The sequence below is a fragment of the Actinocorallia herbida genome, from assembly GCF_003751225.1.
Lineage (GTDB): Bacteria > Actinomycetota > Actinomycetes > Streptosporangiales > Streptosporangiaceae > Actinocorallia > Actinocorallia herbida.
Window position 1 is genome coordinate 8,906,960 of record NZ_RJKE01000001.1, and the last position, 18,194, is coordinate 8,925,153.

An 18,194-nucleotide genomic window follows, 5' to 3' on the forward strand; every position below is an offset into this window, starting at 1 on the left:
ACAAGATCAAAAGATCGAGGCTAAGCGAGCAGATCGGAGTAATTGTTACGTTTTGTCTTATTGTGCACGTTTTGCCTGGCTTGACATGTCTTCGAGATCTTTTTATCCCTATACCTTAGATGTACAAGTCGGCTAAGATCGGCCTCTCCTACGAGGGAAGGTCAACCGTGCCGATCTTCAGGCGTAAGTCTCCGAAGGCTGATCAGCGTCTAGTTGGTGCTGCGTGGCAGAGGATCGATGAGATGGCTGCCGAGTTCTGGCTAGAAGTGCCGAAGGACCTCGCAGATCATCGATCGCTTAATCCGAGACCCGCATATGAAAATGTGGCTGCTGTCGCCAAGAGGATCATCGCTTCACCCCATCCGCGAGCTGATGAGTTGACTCGGTTCTGCATAAAGATTTTGGCTCTCTACGCAACTGCCGATCAGCCGATGCTTGCAAGCTTCGCAATCGAGGCCTTTTCAGCACGTGACCTGCTTACGAAGGCAGGTATGCATGCTGAAGAACGCACCTTGTCTGCAGCTATGGTCTTGCTGTCCGACTACCACGGACAATCTGGTCACGAAATCATCATGGATATCGACGATAAGGGCAACATCATCGAGCCAGCTGATAACTGATCAGTCGATGCTTCATCGAATTTGCCATCCTGCGGCTCATCCATACACCCGACCGTACAACCGGCTGACCTACGGATTAAAAGTCCTGAGACCCCTGTCCAAGACCATCCGCACCTGTCTTCTGACCTGCACCGGATCCTCCGCCCCGTCCACCCTGGTGCAAGGCTGTCCAACCCTGTTGTTAGCACCCCTGTTAGCAACGTCGCAGACCATTCGCCCACCGCGCTCGTCCCGGAGTGCTCGCCCGCGCGAACGGCGAGACGGTGTGACAGATGGTTTCGCGCGGGCGAGTGCGCCGGCCTGCGGGGGACTGGGGTCGCGAGACCCCCGCTTCGAACTCAATCAGCCAGTTCTTCCCGTCCAAGATCTCCTCGCCGTAGTCAGAGCCATCGACACACGGTTTGGGAACGGCTGCGCACAACGCCTCCTGAACTGCGGAGCCTCTGGGACCTCGTCGCCCTTGCTCGCCGCATACCCGCGGCTCGGCAGGGCCCTGCCGCTGCTCTTCGGTTCCGTATTTCAGGTGCCCGAACCAGCTCGTCGATTCGGCCTACGATCAGTTGTGGCCAAACTCTCCGAGGACCTCCGAGCCGGCATCCGGTTCTTCGCCTTCTATCTGGCGAACGGCACCCTGGATCTTGAGCTGCTCGACGGCATCGACTACCGTCCGGCCCTGCTGGACTCGGGCTCCACGCTTGAAATGGTCTTCACCATCTACACGAACGTGCTGGATGTCGACGAAGACGGCCTGGTCGACGACGGCCACGCCCAGTACCGAGTGGCCCAGTGGCTACGCCGCTACTGCGATCCCTCCTACGTCGTCGAGCCACCCTTCGAGGAGTGGGAAACCCGCCTAGCCAGCCCCTGAAAGCAACGCTAGTCCCCGGGTCGCCACTCACCTGCCGAGGGCATCGCAGTGAGAGCTAGCCCCTGCTGGGCTCAGCCCGATGCTGCTGCCTCGCTTGCCCAGTTGACGAGGACGCCACCAGTGACGAGAGCAGCAGGGTTGATGTACCTCAACCACCAGTTCATAGCCACCTCCCCTTCCCTCTGTTCAGGAGCGGACATAAAGCCACTTGCGAACATGGTCAGATAGGCGAGGACAAGCCAGAGCAGCGGCATCGGGACCCGGAGCCCCGGGCTCAACCCAGCAGGTCAGAAGATTATGCACGGAGTTTGAGTCGGGACGCCCGCGCTGTCCGCCAGAGCTGCTGCTGGGGTGGTGCACGGTGGACGATTGGCTGTTCACGAGCAAGATCGCTACGGTCCAGGACATCCAAATCTGCCCTCGACGCCTGCTCGGCAGCCTTTCGCCCCCATACGTGATCCACAACCATCCAGTGCCGCTGTTAGCACCGCGTTAGCACACCTGGTCCTGCGACGACACTTGCCCAATGGCAAGCCGACCCGAACCGGAGGGGCCGCTAGGCCACGAGGACCGGAAGCGGTGCGGCAGCAATCGCCCCCAGCCAACCGCCGGCCTCAACTCCGTCGTGGCGATCGTAGTGCGGCACTAGTCGACATATTCGTGGATTATCTCGCATGCCGAAAGAAATCTCTAGCCGAAGCTTGACCTTCAACCCAGTTAATAAAGTCGCTCCAGCGATTTTCCCATGATGACGCTAGAGTCTGAATATCCGAGTAGGTATATCTGCGCCCAACTTCATCGGGGGTTTGCTCGCCATGCGCGATTGAATTGCGCTCGGAGACAATAACATTGAGCCTAGTCCAGGCTTCCCTCAAGACTGGGGCAGGATCCCCTAGATCGAACACAGAACAAAATGTTTGCACCTGAGATTGCCGCATGATATGGGACCCATGAACGAAAACCCCCCAGCTCATGACTCTGAGCTGGGGGTTGGTGGAGCGGATGACGGGAATCGAACCCGCATGGTCAGCTTGGGAATCGCCTGGATTTCCCGTTGCAGGACACCTGACCTGCGGGCGGCTCCGCCCGCAGATGTCTCCTGCTGACCCTTGATCACCCTGCCTAATGGCACGCTAATGACACGCGCGCTCAAGCTCCAGGCGCCTCCAGCGCGACCTCGACCGCCCGAACAACGTGTGCTTGGCGGCTGCACAGGTAGAGGATTTGCTAAACTCGCGCTGTGGAGGAATGGGAGATCCGCGTCACCAACGAGTTCCTGGGCTGGCTCGGGACGCTGGACGCCAGGTCCAAGGCGCAAGTCGTCGACGCGATCGACAGGCTCGCCGAAGACGGCCCCGCGCTGGGGCGACCGCTGGTCGATCGGCTGACGGGTTCACAGGTCCACAATCTGAAGGAGCTGCGGCCTGGTTCGGCGGGCCGTTCCGAGGTGAGGATCATCTTCGTCTTCGACCCCTGGAGGTCGGCGATCCTCCTGGTCGGCGGGGACAAGTCCGGCGACTGGACCGGCTGGTACCGGCGGGCCATCCCGCGTGCAGAGGAACTGTACGTCGAGTACGTGAAGGAACGAGAGGCCGAGGAGGGGCAGCGATGACGAACTTTCCCAAGTGGAGTGATGTACGAGCCGACATCGTCACCGAGGCCGGCGGAGAACAGGCCGTGGCCGAGGCCCGTAAGCGCAACCAGTCCTACATCGACGGCCATCGGCTCGCCGAACGCCGTACCGCACTCGGCCTGACCCAGAGCGATGTCGCCGACCGGATGGGCGTCACCAAGGGCCGAGTCTCCCAGATCGAACGCGGCGAGGTCTCCACCGTCGACGCCATCGCCCGCTACGTCCAAGCCCTCGGCGGCCACCTCCAGATCTCCGCGGTCTTCGGCGACGACCTGTACATCCTGCGCGGCACCGACACCGACGCCGCCTAACCTGCAACCACACCACAGCCCACGCACACCACGCCGAACCACAAGATCCCGCACACCTCCGCTGGGTCACCCCGAGTAGGTTGGAGGCTCCGACCCGGCCCGTTTCCAGACCAAGCCGCCAGCCTGCTACCGGGCTCCCTGGCAATTGCCCGGACCGGACTGACACCGGCAGGCGACGACGAGCTTCCGATCAGGTCATGACCGCTGGACAATCACCTCCATGATCTCTGGGCGCACCGGCTGGAGTACTAGCGGGCCGGCATTCCTCCGTGAGGGCTGTTGACCACGAGGGGCTGTGAGCCCTCGGCGAGGTAAGGGTGATCCGGGTAGTGCTCGATGTGGAAGTGGGCGCCGTCGGCCAGGTCCGCGATCTCGTTGATCTCCTGGGCCAGCCCTCGCAAGCTGCTCATGGCTCCCGCGATAGACAGGGAGCGGTCGGTGAGGCTTGCCGTGATGGTGACCGGTGCCTGAGCGACGAAGACATGGATCCGAGTCAGAGCTACTTGCCCATAGTCGGTGTCGATGTCTTCGGCCTGCACTGTCCCTGTACCAAGAGCGAGCTTGGCAGCCAGCAGTTGGAGAGCCGTTCTGGTTCCAGAGAGGTCCACTTCGCCTGTAGGCGGGAAGCACAAGATGGTCAGGGTGTCTGTCTGCGGCATGGAAGTTCCTGGTGAGGCTGGCTGAGGGGGATCCCGTAGGGGCTTGGTGGGCTTGTACAGCGAGGTGACGGCTGCCCCTGTGGGTAGTCAACGGCGATGTGAGGGTCGGGGCTGTCAGCGGTATTGAGGGCACTGGTGTCTTCATCCGAGTCCCAGCGCCGCCCTCAGACCCCGCTCTGATGAGGTGCCGCTCTTGTCGAGTGCCTCGCTTGCCTGATGAGGCTGGGATATCCGATCTGCCAGGGCTCACCGCATGGAGTCAGTGGTCTGCCGGATCGGAGTGGTTGGGGGTGCCGGATGACGGCTGGGGTTGGGGTGTCTGGGTGACAAACGGGTGACAAATGATCTTGGGGGGGTATGAAAAAACCCCGGCTCAGGGGGCTGAGCTGGGGTTTTGTGGAGCGGATGACGGGAATCGAACCCGCGTGGTCAGCTTGGGAAGCTGGAGTTCTGCCATTGAACTACATCCGCGTGGTGGGGGTTGAGGCCACCGGGAGCAGGTTAGCAGGTTTCGGGGGGTGGTGGGAGAGGGGGCGGGGGGCGGTAGCGTTGGGCGGGTGTTGCTCTCTGATCGGGATATTCGGGGTCTGGTGGAAGCCGGACGGGTCGGGATCGAACCGTTCGATCCGGGCATGGTCCAGCCGTGCTCGGTGGACGTGCGGCTCGACCGGTATTTCAGGGTGTTCGAGAACCACCGGTATCCGCACATCGATCCGGCCGAGGAGCAGAGCGATCTGACGCGGCTCATCGAGGTGGACAAGGACGAGCCGTTCATCCTGCACCCGGGCGAGTTCGTGCTGGCGTCGACGTACGAGGTGTTCGCGCTCGCCGACGACGTGGCCGCGCGCCTGGAGGGCAAGAGCTCCCTCGGCAGGCTCGGCCTGCTGACCCACGCGACGGCCGGGTGGATCGACCCGGGTTTCTCCGGCCATGTGACGCTCGAACTGTCGAACGTCGCGACGCTGCCGATCAAGCTGTGGCCGGGCATGAAGATCGGGCAGATGTGCCTGTTCCGGACGTCGTCGCCGGTCGAGCACCCGTACGGGTCGGCCAAATACGGGTCGCGGTACCAGGGGCAGCGCGGGCCGACGCCGTCGCGGTCCTACCTGAACTTCCACCGCACCGAGATCAAGGACTGACGCGGCGCGGGCAAAGAACGAAGAGCGAAGAGGGGAGCCCACGAGGCTCCCCTTTCGCGTTTCCGGTACGGGAAAACCCTGGCAGCGACGTGAAAAGCGAAGCGCCCGCCCCCCAAGAAGGGGGACGGGCGCCGCGGTGGGCTCAGGGTCACTCAGCCGCGGCGGCGACCGCCGGCTCGCCCTTGATGGACTTCAGGAGCAGCTGGGCCACGTCCACGACCTCCAGGGACTCCTTGGCCTCGCCGGAGCTCTTCTTCTCGTTGATGGCGTCGCCGAGCATCACGAGGCAGAAGGGGCAGGCGGTGGACACGGTGTCCGGGTTGGTCTCCAGGGCCTCGTCGACGCGCTCGGTGTTGATGCGCTTGCCGATGCGCTCTTCCATCCACATGCGCGCGCCGCCGGCGCCACAGCAGAAGCCCTTGTCCTTGCAGCGGTGCATCTCCTGCGTCTTGACGCCGGGGACCTTCGCCATGATGTCGCGCGGCTGCTTGTACACCTTGTTGTGACGGCCCAGGAAGCACGGGTCGTGGTAGGTGATGTTCTCCTCGATCGCGGTGACCGGCACGAGCTTGCCGTTGTCCACGAGGTCGGCGAGCAGCTGCGTGTGGTGGACGACCTCGTAGTGGCCGCCGACCTGCGGGTACTCGTTGGCGAGGGTGTTGAAGCAGTGCGGGCAGGTCGCGACGATCTTCTTGACGCCCGCGTCGTTCAGCGTCTCGACGTTCTGCTGGGCCATGCCCTGGAACAGGTACTCCATGCCGAGGCGACGGGCCGGGTCACCGGTGCACGCCTCCATCGGGCCGAGGACGGCGAACTTGACGCCCGCGGTGTGCAGGAGTTCGGCGACGGCCTTCGTGGTCTTCTTCGCCCGGTCCTCGAGGGCGCCGGCGCAGCCGACCCAGAACAGGTACTCGGCGTCCTCGGGGATCTTCTCGTCGATGACCTCGACCTCGAAGTCGAGCTCCTCGATCCACTCGAGGCGCTTCATCTCGCCCATGCCCCACGGGTTGCCCTTGTTCTCGAGGTTGCGCAGCATGACGCCGGCCTCGGACGGGAAGGACGACTCGATCATGGCCTGGTAGCGGCGCATGTCCAGGATGTGGTCGATGTGCTCGATGTCCACCGGGCACTGCTCGACGCAGGCGCCGCAGTTGGTGCAGGACCACAGGACGTCGGGGTGGATGACGCCGTCTTCGCCGACGAGGGGCTTGTCGACCTGCATGGCGAGCTTCTGCTCGTCGGTGAAGGCCTCCTTCTGCTCGTCGGTGGCGAGCATGTAAGGGGCCTTGGCGAAGGCGTGGTCGCGCAGTTCGAGGATGAGCAGCTTCGGCGACAGCGGCTTCTCGGTGTTCCAGGCGGGGCACTGGGACTGGCAGCGGCCGCACTCGGTGCAGGTCGCGAAGTCCAGGAAGCCCTTCCAGGTGAAGTCCTCGATGCGGGAGCGGCCGAAGAGGTCCTCGTCGGGGTCGGCCTCTTCGAAGTCCAGCGGGGTGCCGTCGGGCTTGGTGACGGGCATCGCCGCGCCGAGGCCGTTCGGGCGGCGCTTGAACATGACGTTCAGCGGCGCGATGAAGATGTGCAGGTGCTTGGAGTTCACCACGATGACGAGGAACACCAGCGCGACGCCGATGTGCAGGAGCAGCCCGATGGACGCGAGGACCTTCAGCGTCGTCTCGGAGAACCCGTCGAGCAGGAGGCCCACGCCGTAGGAGCCGAAGGCGGCCTTGCCGAAGGGGAAGTAGTGCTCGCCGGTGACGGTCTCCAGCGCGGCGAGGGTGCCGCGGAAGAAGAACATCGTCCAGACCACATTGAAGATCATGAACAGGATCACCCAGGCGCCGCCGAGATGCGATCCGAAGAACCGGGACTTGCGGCCCTTGGTCTTCGGCGCGTTCTTGAAGCGGATGATCGCGAAGGTGAGCAGGCCCAGGGCGCACATCACGGCGATGAAGTCCTGGATGAACCCGATCGGACCCCACGTCTGGAGGATCGGGACGTGCGTCTCCAGACCGAACAGGAGCGCGATGCCCGCCTCGAGGTACACGGTGGCGAGCAGGAAGAAGGCCCACATCACGAAGAAGTGGGCGAGCCCCGCCACGGTCCACTTGAGCAGCTTCTTCTGCCCGAGGACCTCGGTGACCTGTCCTTCGACGTCGCCCTTGGGGTCGCGCTTGACGCTCGCCACGCGGTCCGGAGCGGGTTGCCCGCTCTTGAACAGCTTGGCGAGGAAGAGCACGCGCTTCCCGGCGAGCGCTAGCGCGACCGCCGCTCCGGCGAGCCCGATGATCAATGTGATCAGGAACACTGTTCCGTCCTCCTGGGGTACGGCCATTGGCTGAAGCGTAGGGCGCGCCGCCAGCTTGATCGCACGCGGGTCCCGAGTTATACCGACGAGTAACTTACCAAGCCAGAGCCGTGCGCTCGCACCGTAGTGGACCGGTCAATGCGAGAGGTACCCCGTGTTTCCCGTTCGTGACACTACAGACCTTGGATTGGGCGATTTGTGAGGTTAGTCTCAGCGGCGCCCCCATCCCCAGGAGCACGCCGAGGCGAAGCCGCCTCACCGGTATCCCACCCCCCAAGGAGCCGTGTCCATGCGTCGCCTCATCTCCGCAGGGCTCGCCGCGGTGGCGGTGGGCCTCTGCCTCACCGCCACCCCCGCGCAGGCCGACAACACCTATACCCCCACCGAGGCCGACTTCGCCGACTGCCCGGCGAAGCCCGCGGGCGCGTCCGACTGGACGTGCTTCGTGCTGACCGCCCTCGACGGCCAGTTCCGCCTGAAGAACATGAAGGCACGGATCACCTCTCCGTACCGGCTGACGATCGGGCAGGGCAACGTCAACGGCACGAAGACCGCCGTGCTCGGCTCCCTGAAGGGCGACCCCGTGCCCTTCGTGACGGGCCTGCTGGGCACCCCTCTGGAGATCCCCGACCCCACGGGGTGGCAGGTCCAGATCGAAGCCACCGGAGAGGTCTCCCCCGGCGCCCTCGTCCCCTCCAAAGTGGGCCTCAAGGCGCGGCTCATCGGCGACGGCCTGGGCGCGAACTGCTACATCGGCTCCGACACCGCTCCCGTCGTCATCGCCCCCCGCATCCAGTGGACGCTGCCGTGGCTCGTCAGCGGAAAACTGCTCACCCGGGCCAAGGTCTACGACGACGTCTTCGCCATCGACTGGGCGACCGGATGCGAGAACCAGCTCCCCAACGTGCTGATCGGGGCGGCGAACGCCACGAGCAACCACTTCGACGCCACCTGGGCCATCCGTCACAAGACCTTCTAAGGACGCTGCGATGAGATTCCGCCGTACCGGGGTCGTCCTCGGCGCCCTCGCCCTCACGCTCGGCTTCACCGCGCCCGCCTCCGCGGCCGAGCAGGCCTATGTGCCCTCGCCCGCCGACTTCGCCGACTGCCCCGCACAGCCCGCGGGCGTCACCGAGTGGAACTGCTACGTCTCGATCGCCTTGGAGGGCGGCTTCACCCTCGGGACGAAGAAGAACATCCGCATCCTGCTCGACAAGCCCATCCGGGTCACCGCCGCCGAGGGCAAGGCGGCGGACGGCTCGAAGGTGACGGCCTGGGGCGGCATCACCCAGCCGCAGAACTTCAAGGTCGTGACGGTACTTCCCGGAACGAACGTGATCCTCTCGACCCTGCCCGAGATCGAGGGCCGGCTCGTCGGGGTCGGGCTGAACCGGCCGGACTCGATCCACGAGTTCAAGGTGAAGTTCAAGCTGTGGAGCCCGGGCGGGCTGCTCGGCCAGAACTGCACGATCGGCACGGACGCCTCCCCCGTCGTCCTCAAGCCGCAGAGCACGGCCTCCCTGCCGTGGTTCTTCTGGCTGACCCCCGGCATCAAGATCTGGGCGAACGACGACCAGTACGCCCTCCCCGCGTCAACGGGCTGCTCCACCTACCCGCTGCTCGGCCACCCCGACGATCTCCTGGGCCTGCCCGCCGCCTCCGGCGTCAGCTCCGCGAACTTCGTCTGGGCGGTCCGGCAGAAGAAGTACTGACGCTTCTCCGCCCCCCTCTCCTTCCGACAGGCGGGAGCGCGGCTCCTCGGGGCCGCGCTCACACCCCACCCCTACCGGAGCCATCATGAAGAAGCTTCTGCGTCGTGCTGCCACCGGAGCAGCCGCGCTCGCCACCGCGGTCGCGCTCGCGCCGGCCGCTCCCGCGGCCGCAGAGAACGCCTATGTCCCGTCGGAGGCCGACTTCGCGTCCTGCCCGGCCAGGCCCGCGGACGCGACGTCCTGGACCTGCTTCGTCTCCACCGTCATCGACGGGACGATCGACATCGGCTCGGTGAAGGTCCTCGTCGACAAGCCGATCCAGCTCGTCACCGGGCAGGGCAGACTCGCCGACGGCACCTCGGTCGCCAAGGTCGGCGGGCTGACCAGCGGTGAGCTGACGATCCAGACGCCGCTTCCGGGCACGGGCATCTACACCCAGGACCTGACGGGCACCAAGGTCAAGATCGAGACGACGGGCTCGGTCGTCGCGGGCACGGTCATGCCGAAGGAGTTCGGGGTGAAGTTCCGCTTCGTCCACCCGCTCGTCCTCGGTTCCTGCTACGTCGGCACCGACGCCGCGCCGATCACGGTCAAGCCGGTGATCGGGCTCGCCCTTCCCGAGGTCCGCGAGGGTGTTCTCCTGGCAAAGGTCTGGACGACCGACATGAAGTTCGCGCTGCCCAAGGCGTCCGGTTGCGGGCTGATCCCGGGCGGGCTCGTGGACCTGATCGTCAACGACCGCTTCCAGCTGCCGAACACCGCGGGCACCAACAAGGCCGCGTGGAACTGGCTCGTCCGGCACAAGACCATGTAACCCTTCTGGCCGCCTTCGGGCGGCCTGACCAGGCCGAACGGGCCCGCCGCCTGCCCCCCGACAGGCATGGCGGGCCCGTTCTTCGTTTGCCGGACGAGCGGGTACATCCCGGAATAGGCTGCGTCACACCGGTGTTCCAGCAACTAAGTTGAGCGAGTTTGACTCAACTCATTTGACAGCACACGACGCGCGGGGCATTCTGGGACCCGTCAGAGCCCCGATGAGACAGACGGAGGAAGCGGACGATGGCACGTGCGGTCGGTATCGACCTCGGGACGACCAACTCGGTCGTCGCGATTCTGGAGGGCGGCGAGCCCACCGTGATCGCAAACGCGGAGGGGTCGCGGACCACGCCGTCCGTCGTGGCCTTCGCGAAGAACGGCGAGGTGCTCGTCGGTGAGGTCGCCAAGCGGCAGGCCGTCACCAACGTGGACCGGACCATCCGCTCGGTGAAGCGTGAGATCGGCACCGACTGGAAGGTCGGGATCGACGGCAAGGACTTCACCCCGCAGCAGATCAGCGCGTTCGTGCTCCAGAAATTGAAGCGCGACGCCGAGGCCTACCTGGGCGAGAAGGTCACCGACGCGGTGATCACCGTCCCGGCCTACTTCAGCGACCACCAGCGGCAGTCCACCAAGGAGGCCGGCCAGATCGCGGGACTGAACGTCCTGCGCATCATCAACGAGCCGACCGCCGCCGCCCTGGCCTACCACCTGGAGCGCGAGGGCGAGGCCACCATCCTGGTCTTCGACCTCGGCGGTGGCACCTTCGACGTCTCGCTGCTGGAAGTCGGCGACGGCGTCGTGGAGGTGAAGGCCACCAGCGGCGACAACCACCTGGGCGGCGACGACTGGGACAACAAGGTCGTCGACTGGCTGGTCACCAACTTCAAGAACGCGCACGGCGTGGACCTCTCCAAGGACAAGATGGCGCTCCAGCGCCTGCGTGAGGCCGCGGAGAAGGCGAAGATCGAGCTGTCCTCCTCCTCGGAGACCACGATCAACCTGCCGTACATCACGGCCTCGGCCGAGGGCCCCCTGCACCTCGACGAGAAGCTCACCCGGGCGGAGTTCCAGCGGCTCACCTCGGATCTGCTCGACCGCTGCAAGGCGCCGTTCCAGCAGGTCATCAAGGACGCCGGGATCACGGTCAACAAGATCGACCACGTGGTCCTGGTCGGCGGCTCGACCCGCATGCCCGCGGTGACCGAGCTGGTCAAGGAGCTCGCCGGCAAGGACCCCAACAAGGGCGTCAACCCCGACGAGGTCGTGGCCGTCGGCGCCGCGCTCCAGGCCGGCGTCCTCAAGGGCGAGGTCAAGGACGTCCTGCTCCTCGACGTGACCCCGCTGTCCCTCGGCATCGAGACCAAGGGCGGCATCTTCACCAAGATCATCGAGCGGAACACCACGATCCCGACCAAGCGCTCGGAGACCTTCACCACGGCCGACGACAACCAGCCGTCCGTGGAGATCCAGGTCTACCAGGGCGAGCGCGAGATCGCGGCGTACAACAAGAAGCTCGGCACCTTCCAGCTCACCGGCCTGCCCCCGGCGCCCCGCGGCGTCCCGCAGATCGAGGTGGCCTTCGACATCGACGCCAACGGCATCGTCAACGTCTCGGCCAAGGACCTCGGCACCGGCAAGGAGCAGTCGATGGTCATCTCCGGCGGCTCCGCGCTGCCGAAGGACGACATCGAGCGGATGATGCGCGAGGCCGAGCAGTACGCCGAGGAAGACCGCCGGATCAAGGAGCAGGCCGAGATCCGCAACCAGGCGGAGACCCTCACCTACTCGACGGAGAAGTTCGTCAAGGAGAACGAGGACAAGCTGCCCGAGGACCTCAAGAAGGAGGTCACCGACGGCATCGCCGAGGTGCGCAAGGACCTCGAGGGCACCGACACCGACGCGATCAAGGCGTCGGCCGAGAAGCTGGCCCAGTCGTCGCAGAAGCTCGGCGCGGCGCTCTACGCCCAGCAGCAGGCCGACGGCTCCGCCGACACCGCCGCACCCGGCGCCGACCAGAGCGCCCAGGACGACGAGGTCGTGGACGCCGAGATCATCGACGACGACAAGGACGCCAAGTGAGCAGTTCTCAGGAAGAACCGGTGATCCGCGACTCGCGGCGCATCGATCCTGAGACGGGCGAGCTGCGGACTCCTCCCACCGAGGAGGAGTCCGCGGCTCCGGCCGACGAAGCGGTCGATGAGGCCTCCACCGAACTGCGCGAGCAGCTCGAGGAGCGCACCAAGGACCTTCAGAGGCTCCAGGCCGAGTACGTGAACTACCGCAAGCGGGTGGAACGCGACAGGGTGGCCGTGCGGGAGCAGGCCATCTCGGGCGTGCTCACCGACCTGCTGCCGATCCTCGACAGCATCGACAAGGCCCGCGAGCACGACGAGCTCGTCGGCGCCTTCAAGTCCGTCGGGGAGTCCCTGGAGACGACCCTCGGCAAGCTGGGCCTGGAACGGTACGGGGCGGTCGGCGATCCGTTCGACCCGAACGTGCACGAGGCGCTGACCCACGTCCCGTCCGCGGACGTGGAGGAGGACTCGGTGCTGGAGGTCTACCAGCCCGGATACCGGATCGGCGAGCGCGTCGTCCGGCCGGCCCGTGTGGTCGTCGCCGGCCCGCAGGCCTGAACTGACACCGGTCCCGGGGGCGGCGGCCCGCCCCCGGGACGAGATCCGCAGCACATTTCGAAGGGGAGCCGGTGAGCACCAAGGACTACCTTGAGAAGGACTATTACAAGTCCCTCGGTGTCGCCAAGACCGCCACCCAGGACGAGATCAAGAAGTCCTACCGGAAGCTCGCTCGCAAGTTCCACCCCGACGCCAACAAGGGCGACGCCGAGGCCGAGGAGCGCTTCAAGGAGATCTCCGAGGCCTACGACGTCCTGTCCGACGACAAGCGCCGCAAGGAGTACGACGAGGTCAGGGCGTACGGGGGCGCGTTCCGCGGGGGCGGTCCGGGCGGAGGTCCGCAGGGTTTCGACCTCAACGATCTCTTCGGCAGCAACGCCCCGGGAGGGGCCGGCGCCGGCGAGCGCCTGGGCGACCTCTTCGGCGGCCTCTTCGGCCGCGGCGGCGGCCAGACCCGCACCACCTCCACCCGCAGGCCGCGGCGCGGCCAGGACGTCGAGTCCGAGGTGACCCTGACCTTCAGCGAGGCGCTGGACGGGATCACGGTCCCGCTCCGGCTGTCCTCCGAGGCGCCCTGCCAGACCTGCCGGGGCACCGGAGCCAAGGCGGGCACCCTGCCTCGGGTCTGCCCCTACTGCGAAGGCACCGGCCAGGAGACCCGCAACATGGGCGGTTTCGGGTTCGCCGAGCCGTGCAGCCACTGCCACGGCCGCGGCATGGTCGTCGACGACCCGTGCCCGACCTGCAACGGCAGCGGCCGGGCCATCGGCACCCGCACCATCCAGGCGCGCATCCCCGCGGGCGTCAAGGACGGCCAGACCATCCGGCTCAAGGGCAAGGGCGCGCCCGGCGAGAGCGGCGGCCCGGCGGGCGACCTGCTCGTCAAGCTCAAGGTCTCCGGACATCCCGTCTTCGGCCGCGACGGCGACAACCTCATGGTGACCGTCCCGGTGACGTTCCCCGAGGCCGCGCTCGGCGCCGAGATCATGGTGCCGGTGCACGGCGGCCAGCCCGTCAAGCTGCGCATTCCCGAGGGCACCCCGAACGGCAGGACCTTCCGGGTGCGCGGCAGGGGCGCGACCCGCCGCGACGGTTCCAGGGGCGATCTCCTGGCGACCATCGAGGTGAACGTGCCACAGAAGCTGACGGACGAGGAGCGCAAGTCGCTCACCGACCTGTCGGAGACCCATCGCGGCGACGACCTGCGCCAGACCCTGGTGCAGCAGGCTAGGGAGGGGTAAGTGGACTTCCCCGACGACACCCCGGTCTATGTCATCTCGATCGCGGCGCAACTGTCGGGTCTCCACCCGCAGACGCTGCGCACCTACGACCGCATGGGGCTGGTCTCCCCCGGCCGGGCGTCCGGCCGGGGCCGCCGGTACTCCGCGCGCGACATCGCGGCGCTCCGCGAGATCCAGCGGCTCTCCCAGGAGGAGGGGGTCAACCTGGCGGGCATCAGCAAGATCCTCGAACTCCAGCGCTCCAACGACGAGCTGCGCAATGAGCTCGGACGGCTGAGACGGCTCGTCGAGGAGCTGGGCAACGAACTCGAGTCCACCCGTGCCGTCGCCGCCAGACTCGCGCAGATGCGCGGGGAGGGGCGCGGGGGCGATCTGGTCCCGATCCGCCAGACCGGGGTCGTCCTCTGGCGAAAGCAGCAAGACTGAAGGATTTTTGAACCCGGGGGTTTGATCCAATGGACTACAAGCTGACCAACAAGAGCCAGGACGCGGTCTCGGTCGCGGTCCGCCGGGCGGCCTCGGAGGGCAGTCCCCAGGTCGAGCCGGCCCATCTCCTCGCGGCGCTGCTGGCGCAGAGCGAGGGCACGACGGTCCCGCTGCTGGAGGCGGTGGGCGCGGACCCGTCGGCGATCCGGCGGCGCACGGAGGAGCTCATCGCGAACCTGCCGAAGGCGCAGGGATCGACGGTGGCGGCGCCCCAGACCTCGCGCCAGCTCCTCGCCTCGCTGAACACCGCGGCGTCACGCGCCCGCCAGCTCCAGGACGAGTACGTCTCCACCGAGCACCTCCTGGTCGGCCTCGCGACGGACGGCGGCCAGGTCGCCGACCTGCTGCGCGAGTACGGCGCCTCCCCCGACGCCCTGCTCGACGCGTTCGAGAAGGTCCGCGGGCACGGGCGCATCACCAGCGAGAACCCCGAGGACACCTTCCAGTCGCTCGAGAAGTACGGCGTCGACCTCACCCAGAAGGCGCGGGACGGCAAGCTCGACCCCGTCATCGGCAGGGACGGGGAGATCCGCAGGACCGTCCAGGTGCTGTCGCGGCGCACCAAGAACAACCCCGTGCTCATCGGCGAGCCCGGCGTCGGCAAGACCGCCGTCGTCGAGGGGCTGGCGCAGCGGATCGTCACCGGCGACGTGCCGGAGTCGCTGCGCGACAAGCGGCTCATCTCGCTCGACCTCGGCGCGATGGTCGCGGGCGCGAAGTTCCGCGGCGAGTTCGAGGAGCGGCTCAAGTCCGTCCTGAACGAGATCAAGGAGTCCGAGGGACAGATCATCACGTTCATCGACGAGCTGCACACCGTCGTGGGGGCGGGCGCGGCCGAGGGCGCGATGGACGCGGGCAACATGCTCAAGCCGATGCTGGCGCGCGGTGAGCTCCGCATGATCGGCGCGACCACGCTGGACGAGTACCGCGAGCGGATCGAGAAGGATCCCGCGCTGGAGCGCCGCTTCCAGCAGGTGTTCGTGGGCGAGCCGTCGGTCGAGGACACCATCGCGATCCTGCGCGGCCTCAAGGGCCGGTACGAGGCGCACCACCAGGTGCAGATCTCCGACTCGGCGCTGGTCGCCGCGGCCACGCTGTCGGACCGCTACATCACCTCGCGGTTCCTGCCGGACAAGGCGATCGACCTCGTCGACGAGGCCGCCTCCCGGCTGCGGATGGAGATCGACTCCCGGCCGGTCGAGATCGACCAGCTCCAGCGCACGGTCGACCGGATGAAGATGGAGGAGCTCGCGCTCGCCAAGGAGTCCGACGAGGCGTCCCGGCAGCGGCTGGAGAAGCTCCGCGCCGACCTCGCCGACAAGCAGGAGCACCTGCACGGCCTCGTCGGCCGCTGGGAGCAGGAGAAGGCCGGCCTGAACCGGGTCGGCGAGCTCAAGAAGAAGCTCGACGACCTGCAGAGCCTCGCCGAGCGGGCGCAGCGCGAAGGCGACTTCGAGACGTCGTCGCGGCTGCTGTACGGCGAGATCCCGACCCTGGAGAAGGAGATCTCCCAGGCGTCGGAGGAGGCCGAGACCCGCGGCGCGATGGTGAAGGAGGAGGTCGGGCCCGACGACGTCGCCGACGTGGTGTCGGCGTGGACGGGGATCCCGGCGGGGCGGCTCCTGGAAGGCGAGACGGCGAAGCTGCTGCGCATGGAGGACGTCATAGGCGCCCGCCTGATCGGGCAACGCGACGCGGTCATCGCGGTGTCCGACGCGGTCCGCCGCTCCCGTGCGGGCGTCGCCGATCCCGACCGGCCGACGGGCTCGTTCCTGTTCCTCGGCCCGACCGGCGTCGGCAAGACCGAGCTGGCGAAGGCGCTCGCGGACTTCCTGTTCGACGACGAGCGGGCGCTGACCCGGATCGACATGTCGGAGTACTCCGAGAAGCACAGTGTCGCCCGGCTCGTCGGAGCCCCTCCCGGTTACGTGGGATACGAGGAGGGCGGGCAGCTCACCGAGGCGGTGCGCCGCAGGCCGTACAGCGTGGTGCTGCTCGACGAGGTCGAGAAGGCCCACCCGGAGGTCTTCGACCTGCTGCTCCAGGTGCTCGACGACGGCCGCCTCACCGACGGCCAGGGCCGCACCGTCGACTTCCGCAACACCATCCTCATCCTCACCTCCAACCTCGGGTCGCAGTACCTGGTCGACCCGTCGCTGAGCAAGGAGGCCCAGCGGGAGGCGGTCATGAAGACCGTCCGGATGGCGTTCAAGCCAGAGTTCCTGAACCGGCTCGACGACGTGATCGTCTTCGACGCGCTGTCCCAGGACGAGCTCGCCGACATCGTCGACCTGCAGGTGCACCGCCTGGCCGACCGGCTCGCCGACCGGCAGCTCTCGCTCAAGGTCTCGGCCGACGCCCGCGCGTGGCTCGCCCGGACAGGCTTCGACCCGGCTTACGGCGCCCGTCCGCTGCGCCGCCTCGTGCAGACCGCGATCGGCGACCAGCTCGCCCGCGGCCTCCTGTCGGGCAAGATCCGCGACGGCTCCGAGGTCACCGTCGAGGTCGACCCGGCGACGGACAAGCTGGCGGTCCACTCCACGGTCCCGCTCAGCAAGCGCTGATCCGGCGCCTTTCCCCGGCCCGCACCCCCTCCCCGGGGGCGCGGGCCGCTCCATTTTTCGACCTTTCCTCCGCACCGTGCCGGGTGAATTCCGGGCACTTCACAGAAAGGTGTTGACGTCCGGTGCGGGGCCGGGCTAATGTCTCCGTCATGGAGATCTGATCCCTTCCGGTCGAGCCGCCGAGCGGCTCCCGCAGCACGAGGTGGGCCTGAGGCGCCGTGGAGCGCCCGCCATCACAGCGACCCCACCTGTGCACCCTTCTCATCGAGACAGTGCGCCTGTCGGCTCCTTTGCCGTTCGCCTTCGGCTACCGGACCACGCGCCTTCTCTTTCACCGGACCCTTTCCGGAATTCCTTCATGCGCCCCGGCCGACAGTTCTTTTCCGCGAGCCCATGAATGCGCCACTCGTCGTATTCGCCTTTCCTCGTGCCATTCATGTCGCCGCCGACGCATGCACCACAGCCCTTCCCAGGAGCCACCATGCCCGCCTCCACCCACCCCTCGGCACCCGACGCCGCGTCCGCGACCACCCGCCCCGCCACCGCCGACCACCAGGAGCCGCGCATGCCCGCCACCCATCAGCCGACCGGTGCGTCCTCCGTGGCTTCCGCCGCGACCACGACCGCCCGCCCCTCAGCCGAGACCGCCGGAACCGACCGCCAGGAGTCGCGCATGCCCGCCACCTCTTCCTCCACCTCCGCCGTCGCGACCGACCCGTCGACGGCCGGCGTACCCGTGACCGCTTTGTCCGCGGTGCTCCCGGCCTCCCTCCCCGTGGTGCCCGGTGGCGAGTCGGCCGCACGCTTCCCCGTTCCCGGCCTGCCGGTCTCCACGACGGACGCGCTGCCCGCGCCGTCGCCCGAATCCGAGGAGTCCTCCGTGCCCGCCAAGCCCGACACCGTCCGCAAGACCGGCAGGAAGACCGCGCTCAAGCGCACCGACCGGCGCGCCGCCGCGCTCGCCCAGCGCTCCCGCGGCAACGCCCGGACCCTGCCCACCCGCCGCATGAACAACCGCGCGGGCCGCTGACCTCCCGCGTTCCCGGGAAGTCCACCCGCCTCGCCCCGTGACACCGCACCCGGCGCACGACCTCGCCGGGCTCCGGGCGGGCGGGGGAAAGCCCGCACCCGTTATGGGTGCGGGCCATGTCCGCTTTGTTGAATCAAGCGGTGTTCAGTCGGCGTGTATGCGTGTTGTCCGGTA

The 18,194-nt window shown here is 67.0% G+C and carries 16 protein-coding genes and 1 tRNA gene; 14 read left to right on the forward strand and 3 right to left on the reverse strand.

What is annotated here, in order from left to right:
* Positions 1-242 precede the first annotated feature (242 nt).
* The 4 genes from EDD29_RS45100 (at position 243) to EDD29_RS40555 (ending at position 3,432) form a co-directional block, all read left to right on the forward strand.
* Complete coding sequence (locus EDD29_RS45100; RefSeq protein WP_148086257.1) at positions 243-620, forward strand: hypothetical protein; 378 nt, start codon at positions 243-245, stop codon at positions 618-620.
* A 562-nt stretch (positions 621-1,182) separates the two neighbouring features.
* Positions 1,183-1,488: a DUF7677 family protein gene (locus EDD29_RS40545; RefSeq protein WP_123669450.1), complete on the forward strand. Its 306-nt coding sequence runs from the start codon at positions 1,183-1,185 to the stop codon at positions 1,486-1,488.
* A 1,240-nt stretch (positions 1,489-2,728) separates the two neighbouring features.
* The gene (locus EDD29_RS40550) at positions 2,729-3,100 is read left to right on the forward strand and encodes a type II toxin-antitoxin system RelE/ParE family toxin (protein ID WP_123669451.1); all 372 of its coding nucleotides are present in this window, start codon (positions 2,729-2,731) and stop codon (positions 3,098-3,100) included.
* Positions 3,097-3,432, forward strand: coding sequence for a helix-turn-helix domain-containing protein (locus EDD29_RS40555; RefSeq protein WP_123669452.1), 336 nt, complete (start codon positions 3,097-3,099; stop codon positions 3,430-3,432). Before EDD29_RS40550 ends, EDD29_RS40555 begins: the two co-directional genes overlap by 4 nt.
* 248 nt (positions 3,433-3,680) lie before the next feature.
* Here EDD29_RS40555 and EDD29_RS48270 read toward each other — a convergent pair whose 3' ends face one another.
* Together EDD29_RS48270 and EDD29_RS40565 are read right to left on the reverse strand one after the other, a co-directional pair.
* Complete coding sequence (locus EDD29_RS48270; RefSeq protein WP_123669453.1) at positions 3,681-4,091, reverse strand: Imm32 family immunity protein; 411 nt, start codon at positions 4,089-4,091, stop codon at positions 3,681-3,683.
* 397 nt (positions 4,092-4,488) lie between these two features.
* A tRNA-Gly gene (locus EDD29_RS40565) sits at positions 4,489-4,562 on the reverse strand.
* Positions 4,563-4,648: 86 nt separating this feature from the next.
* On the opposite strand from EDD29_RS40565, the gene dcd reads away from it, so the two are divergent.
* Positions 4,649-5,230: a dCTP deaminase gene (dcd, locus tag EDD29_RS40570; protein WP_123669454.1), complete on the forward strand. Its 582-nt coding sequence runs from the start codon at positions 4,649-4,651 to the stop codon at positions 5,228-5,230.
* Between the two features lie 148 nt (positions 5,231-5,378).
* Here dcd and EDD29_RS40575 read toward each other — a convergent pair whose 3' ends face one another.
* Positions 5,379-7,535: a (Fe-S)-binding protein gene (locus EDD29_RS40575; RefSeq protein WP_246053259.1), complete on the reverse strand. Its 2,157-nt coding sequence runs from the start codon at positions 7,533-7,535 to the stop codon at positions 5,379-5,381.
* A gap of 289 nt (positions 7,536-7,824) precedes the next feature.
* On the opposite strand from EDD29_RS40575, the gene EDD29_RS40580 reads away from it, so the two are divergent.
* The 9 genes from EDD29_RS40580 (at position 7,825) to EDD29_RS40625 (ending at position 18,020) form a co-directional block, all read left to right on the forward strand.
* Entirely contained in the window at positions 7,825-8,514 is a 690-nt protein-coding gene (locus EDD29_RS40580; RefSeq protein ID WP_123669456.1) for a hypothetical protein, read from the forward strand.
* 10 nt (positions 8,515-8,524) lie between these two features.
* The gene (locus tag EDD29_RS40585; protein WP_123669457.1) at positions 8,525-9,247 is read left to right on the forward strand and encodes a hypothetical protein; all 723 of its coding nucleotides are present in this window, start codon (positions 8,525-8,527) and stop codon (positions 9,245-9,247) included.
* An 85-nt stretch (positions 9,248-9,332) separates the two neighbouring features.
* Positions 9,333-10,061 (forward strand): hypothetical protein, encoded by a 729-nt coding sequence (locus EDD29_RS40595; RefSeq protein ID WP_170201761.1) that lies wholly within the window; start codon positions 9,333-9,335, stop codon positions 10,059-10,061.
* Positions 10,062-10,306: 245 nt separating this feature from the next.
* The gene (gene dnaK / locus EDD29_RS40600) at positions 10,307-12,145 is read left to right on the forward strand and encodes a molecular chaperone DnaK (protein WP_123669460.1); all 1,839 of its coding nucleotides are present in this window, start codon (positions 10,307-10,309) and stop codon (positions 12,143-12,145) included.
* On the forward strand, positions 12,142-12,699 hold the full coding sequence (grpE, locus tag EDD29_RS40605; protein WP_123669461.1) for a nucleotide exchange factor GrpE: 558 nt from the start codon (positions 12,142-12,144) through the stop codon (positions 12,697-12,699). The genes dnaK and grpE overlap by 4 nt, the downstream gene beginning before the upstream one ends.
* Before the next feature lie 71 nt (positions 12,700-12,770).
* Entirely contained in the window at positions 12,771-13,940 is a 1,170-nt protein-coding gene (gene dnaJ, locus EDD29_RS40610; RefSeq protein WP_123669462.1) for a molecular chaperone DnaJ, read from the forward strand.
* The gene (locus tag EDD29_RS40615; RefSeq protein WP_123669463.1) at positions 13,941-14,366 is read left to right on the forward strand and encodes a heat shock protein transcriptional repressor HspR; all 426 of its coding nucleotides are present in this window, start codon (positions 13,941-13,943) and stop codon (positions 14,364-14,366) included.
* A gap of 29 nt (positions 14,367-14,395) precedes the next feature.
* Positions 14,396-16,990: an ATP-dependent chaperone ClpB gene (gene clpB / locus EDD29_RS40620; RefSeq protein WP_123669464.1), complete on the forward strand. Its 2,595-nt coding sequence runs from the start codon at positions 14,396-14,398 to the stop codon at positions 16,988-16,990.
* Between the two features lie 481 nt (positions 16,991-17,471).
* Positions 17,472-18,020, forward strand: coding sequence for a hypothetical protein (locus tag EDD29_RS40625; RefSeq protein ID WP_123669465.1), 549 nt, complete (start codon positions 17,472-17,474; stop codon positions 18,018-18,020).
* The last annotated feature ends 174 nt before the right edge of the window (positions 18,021-18,194 follow it).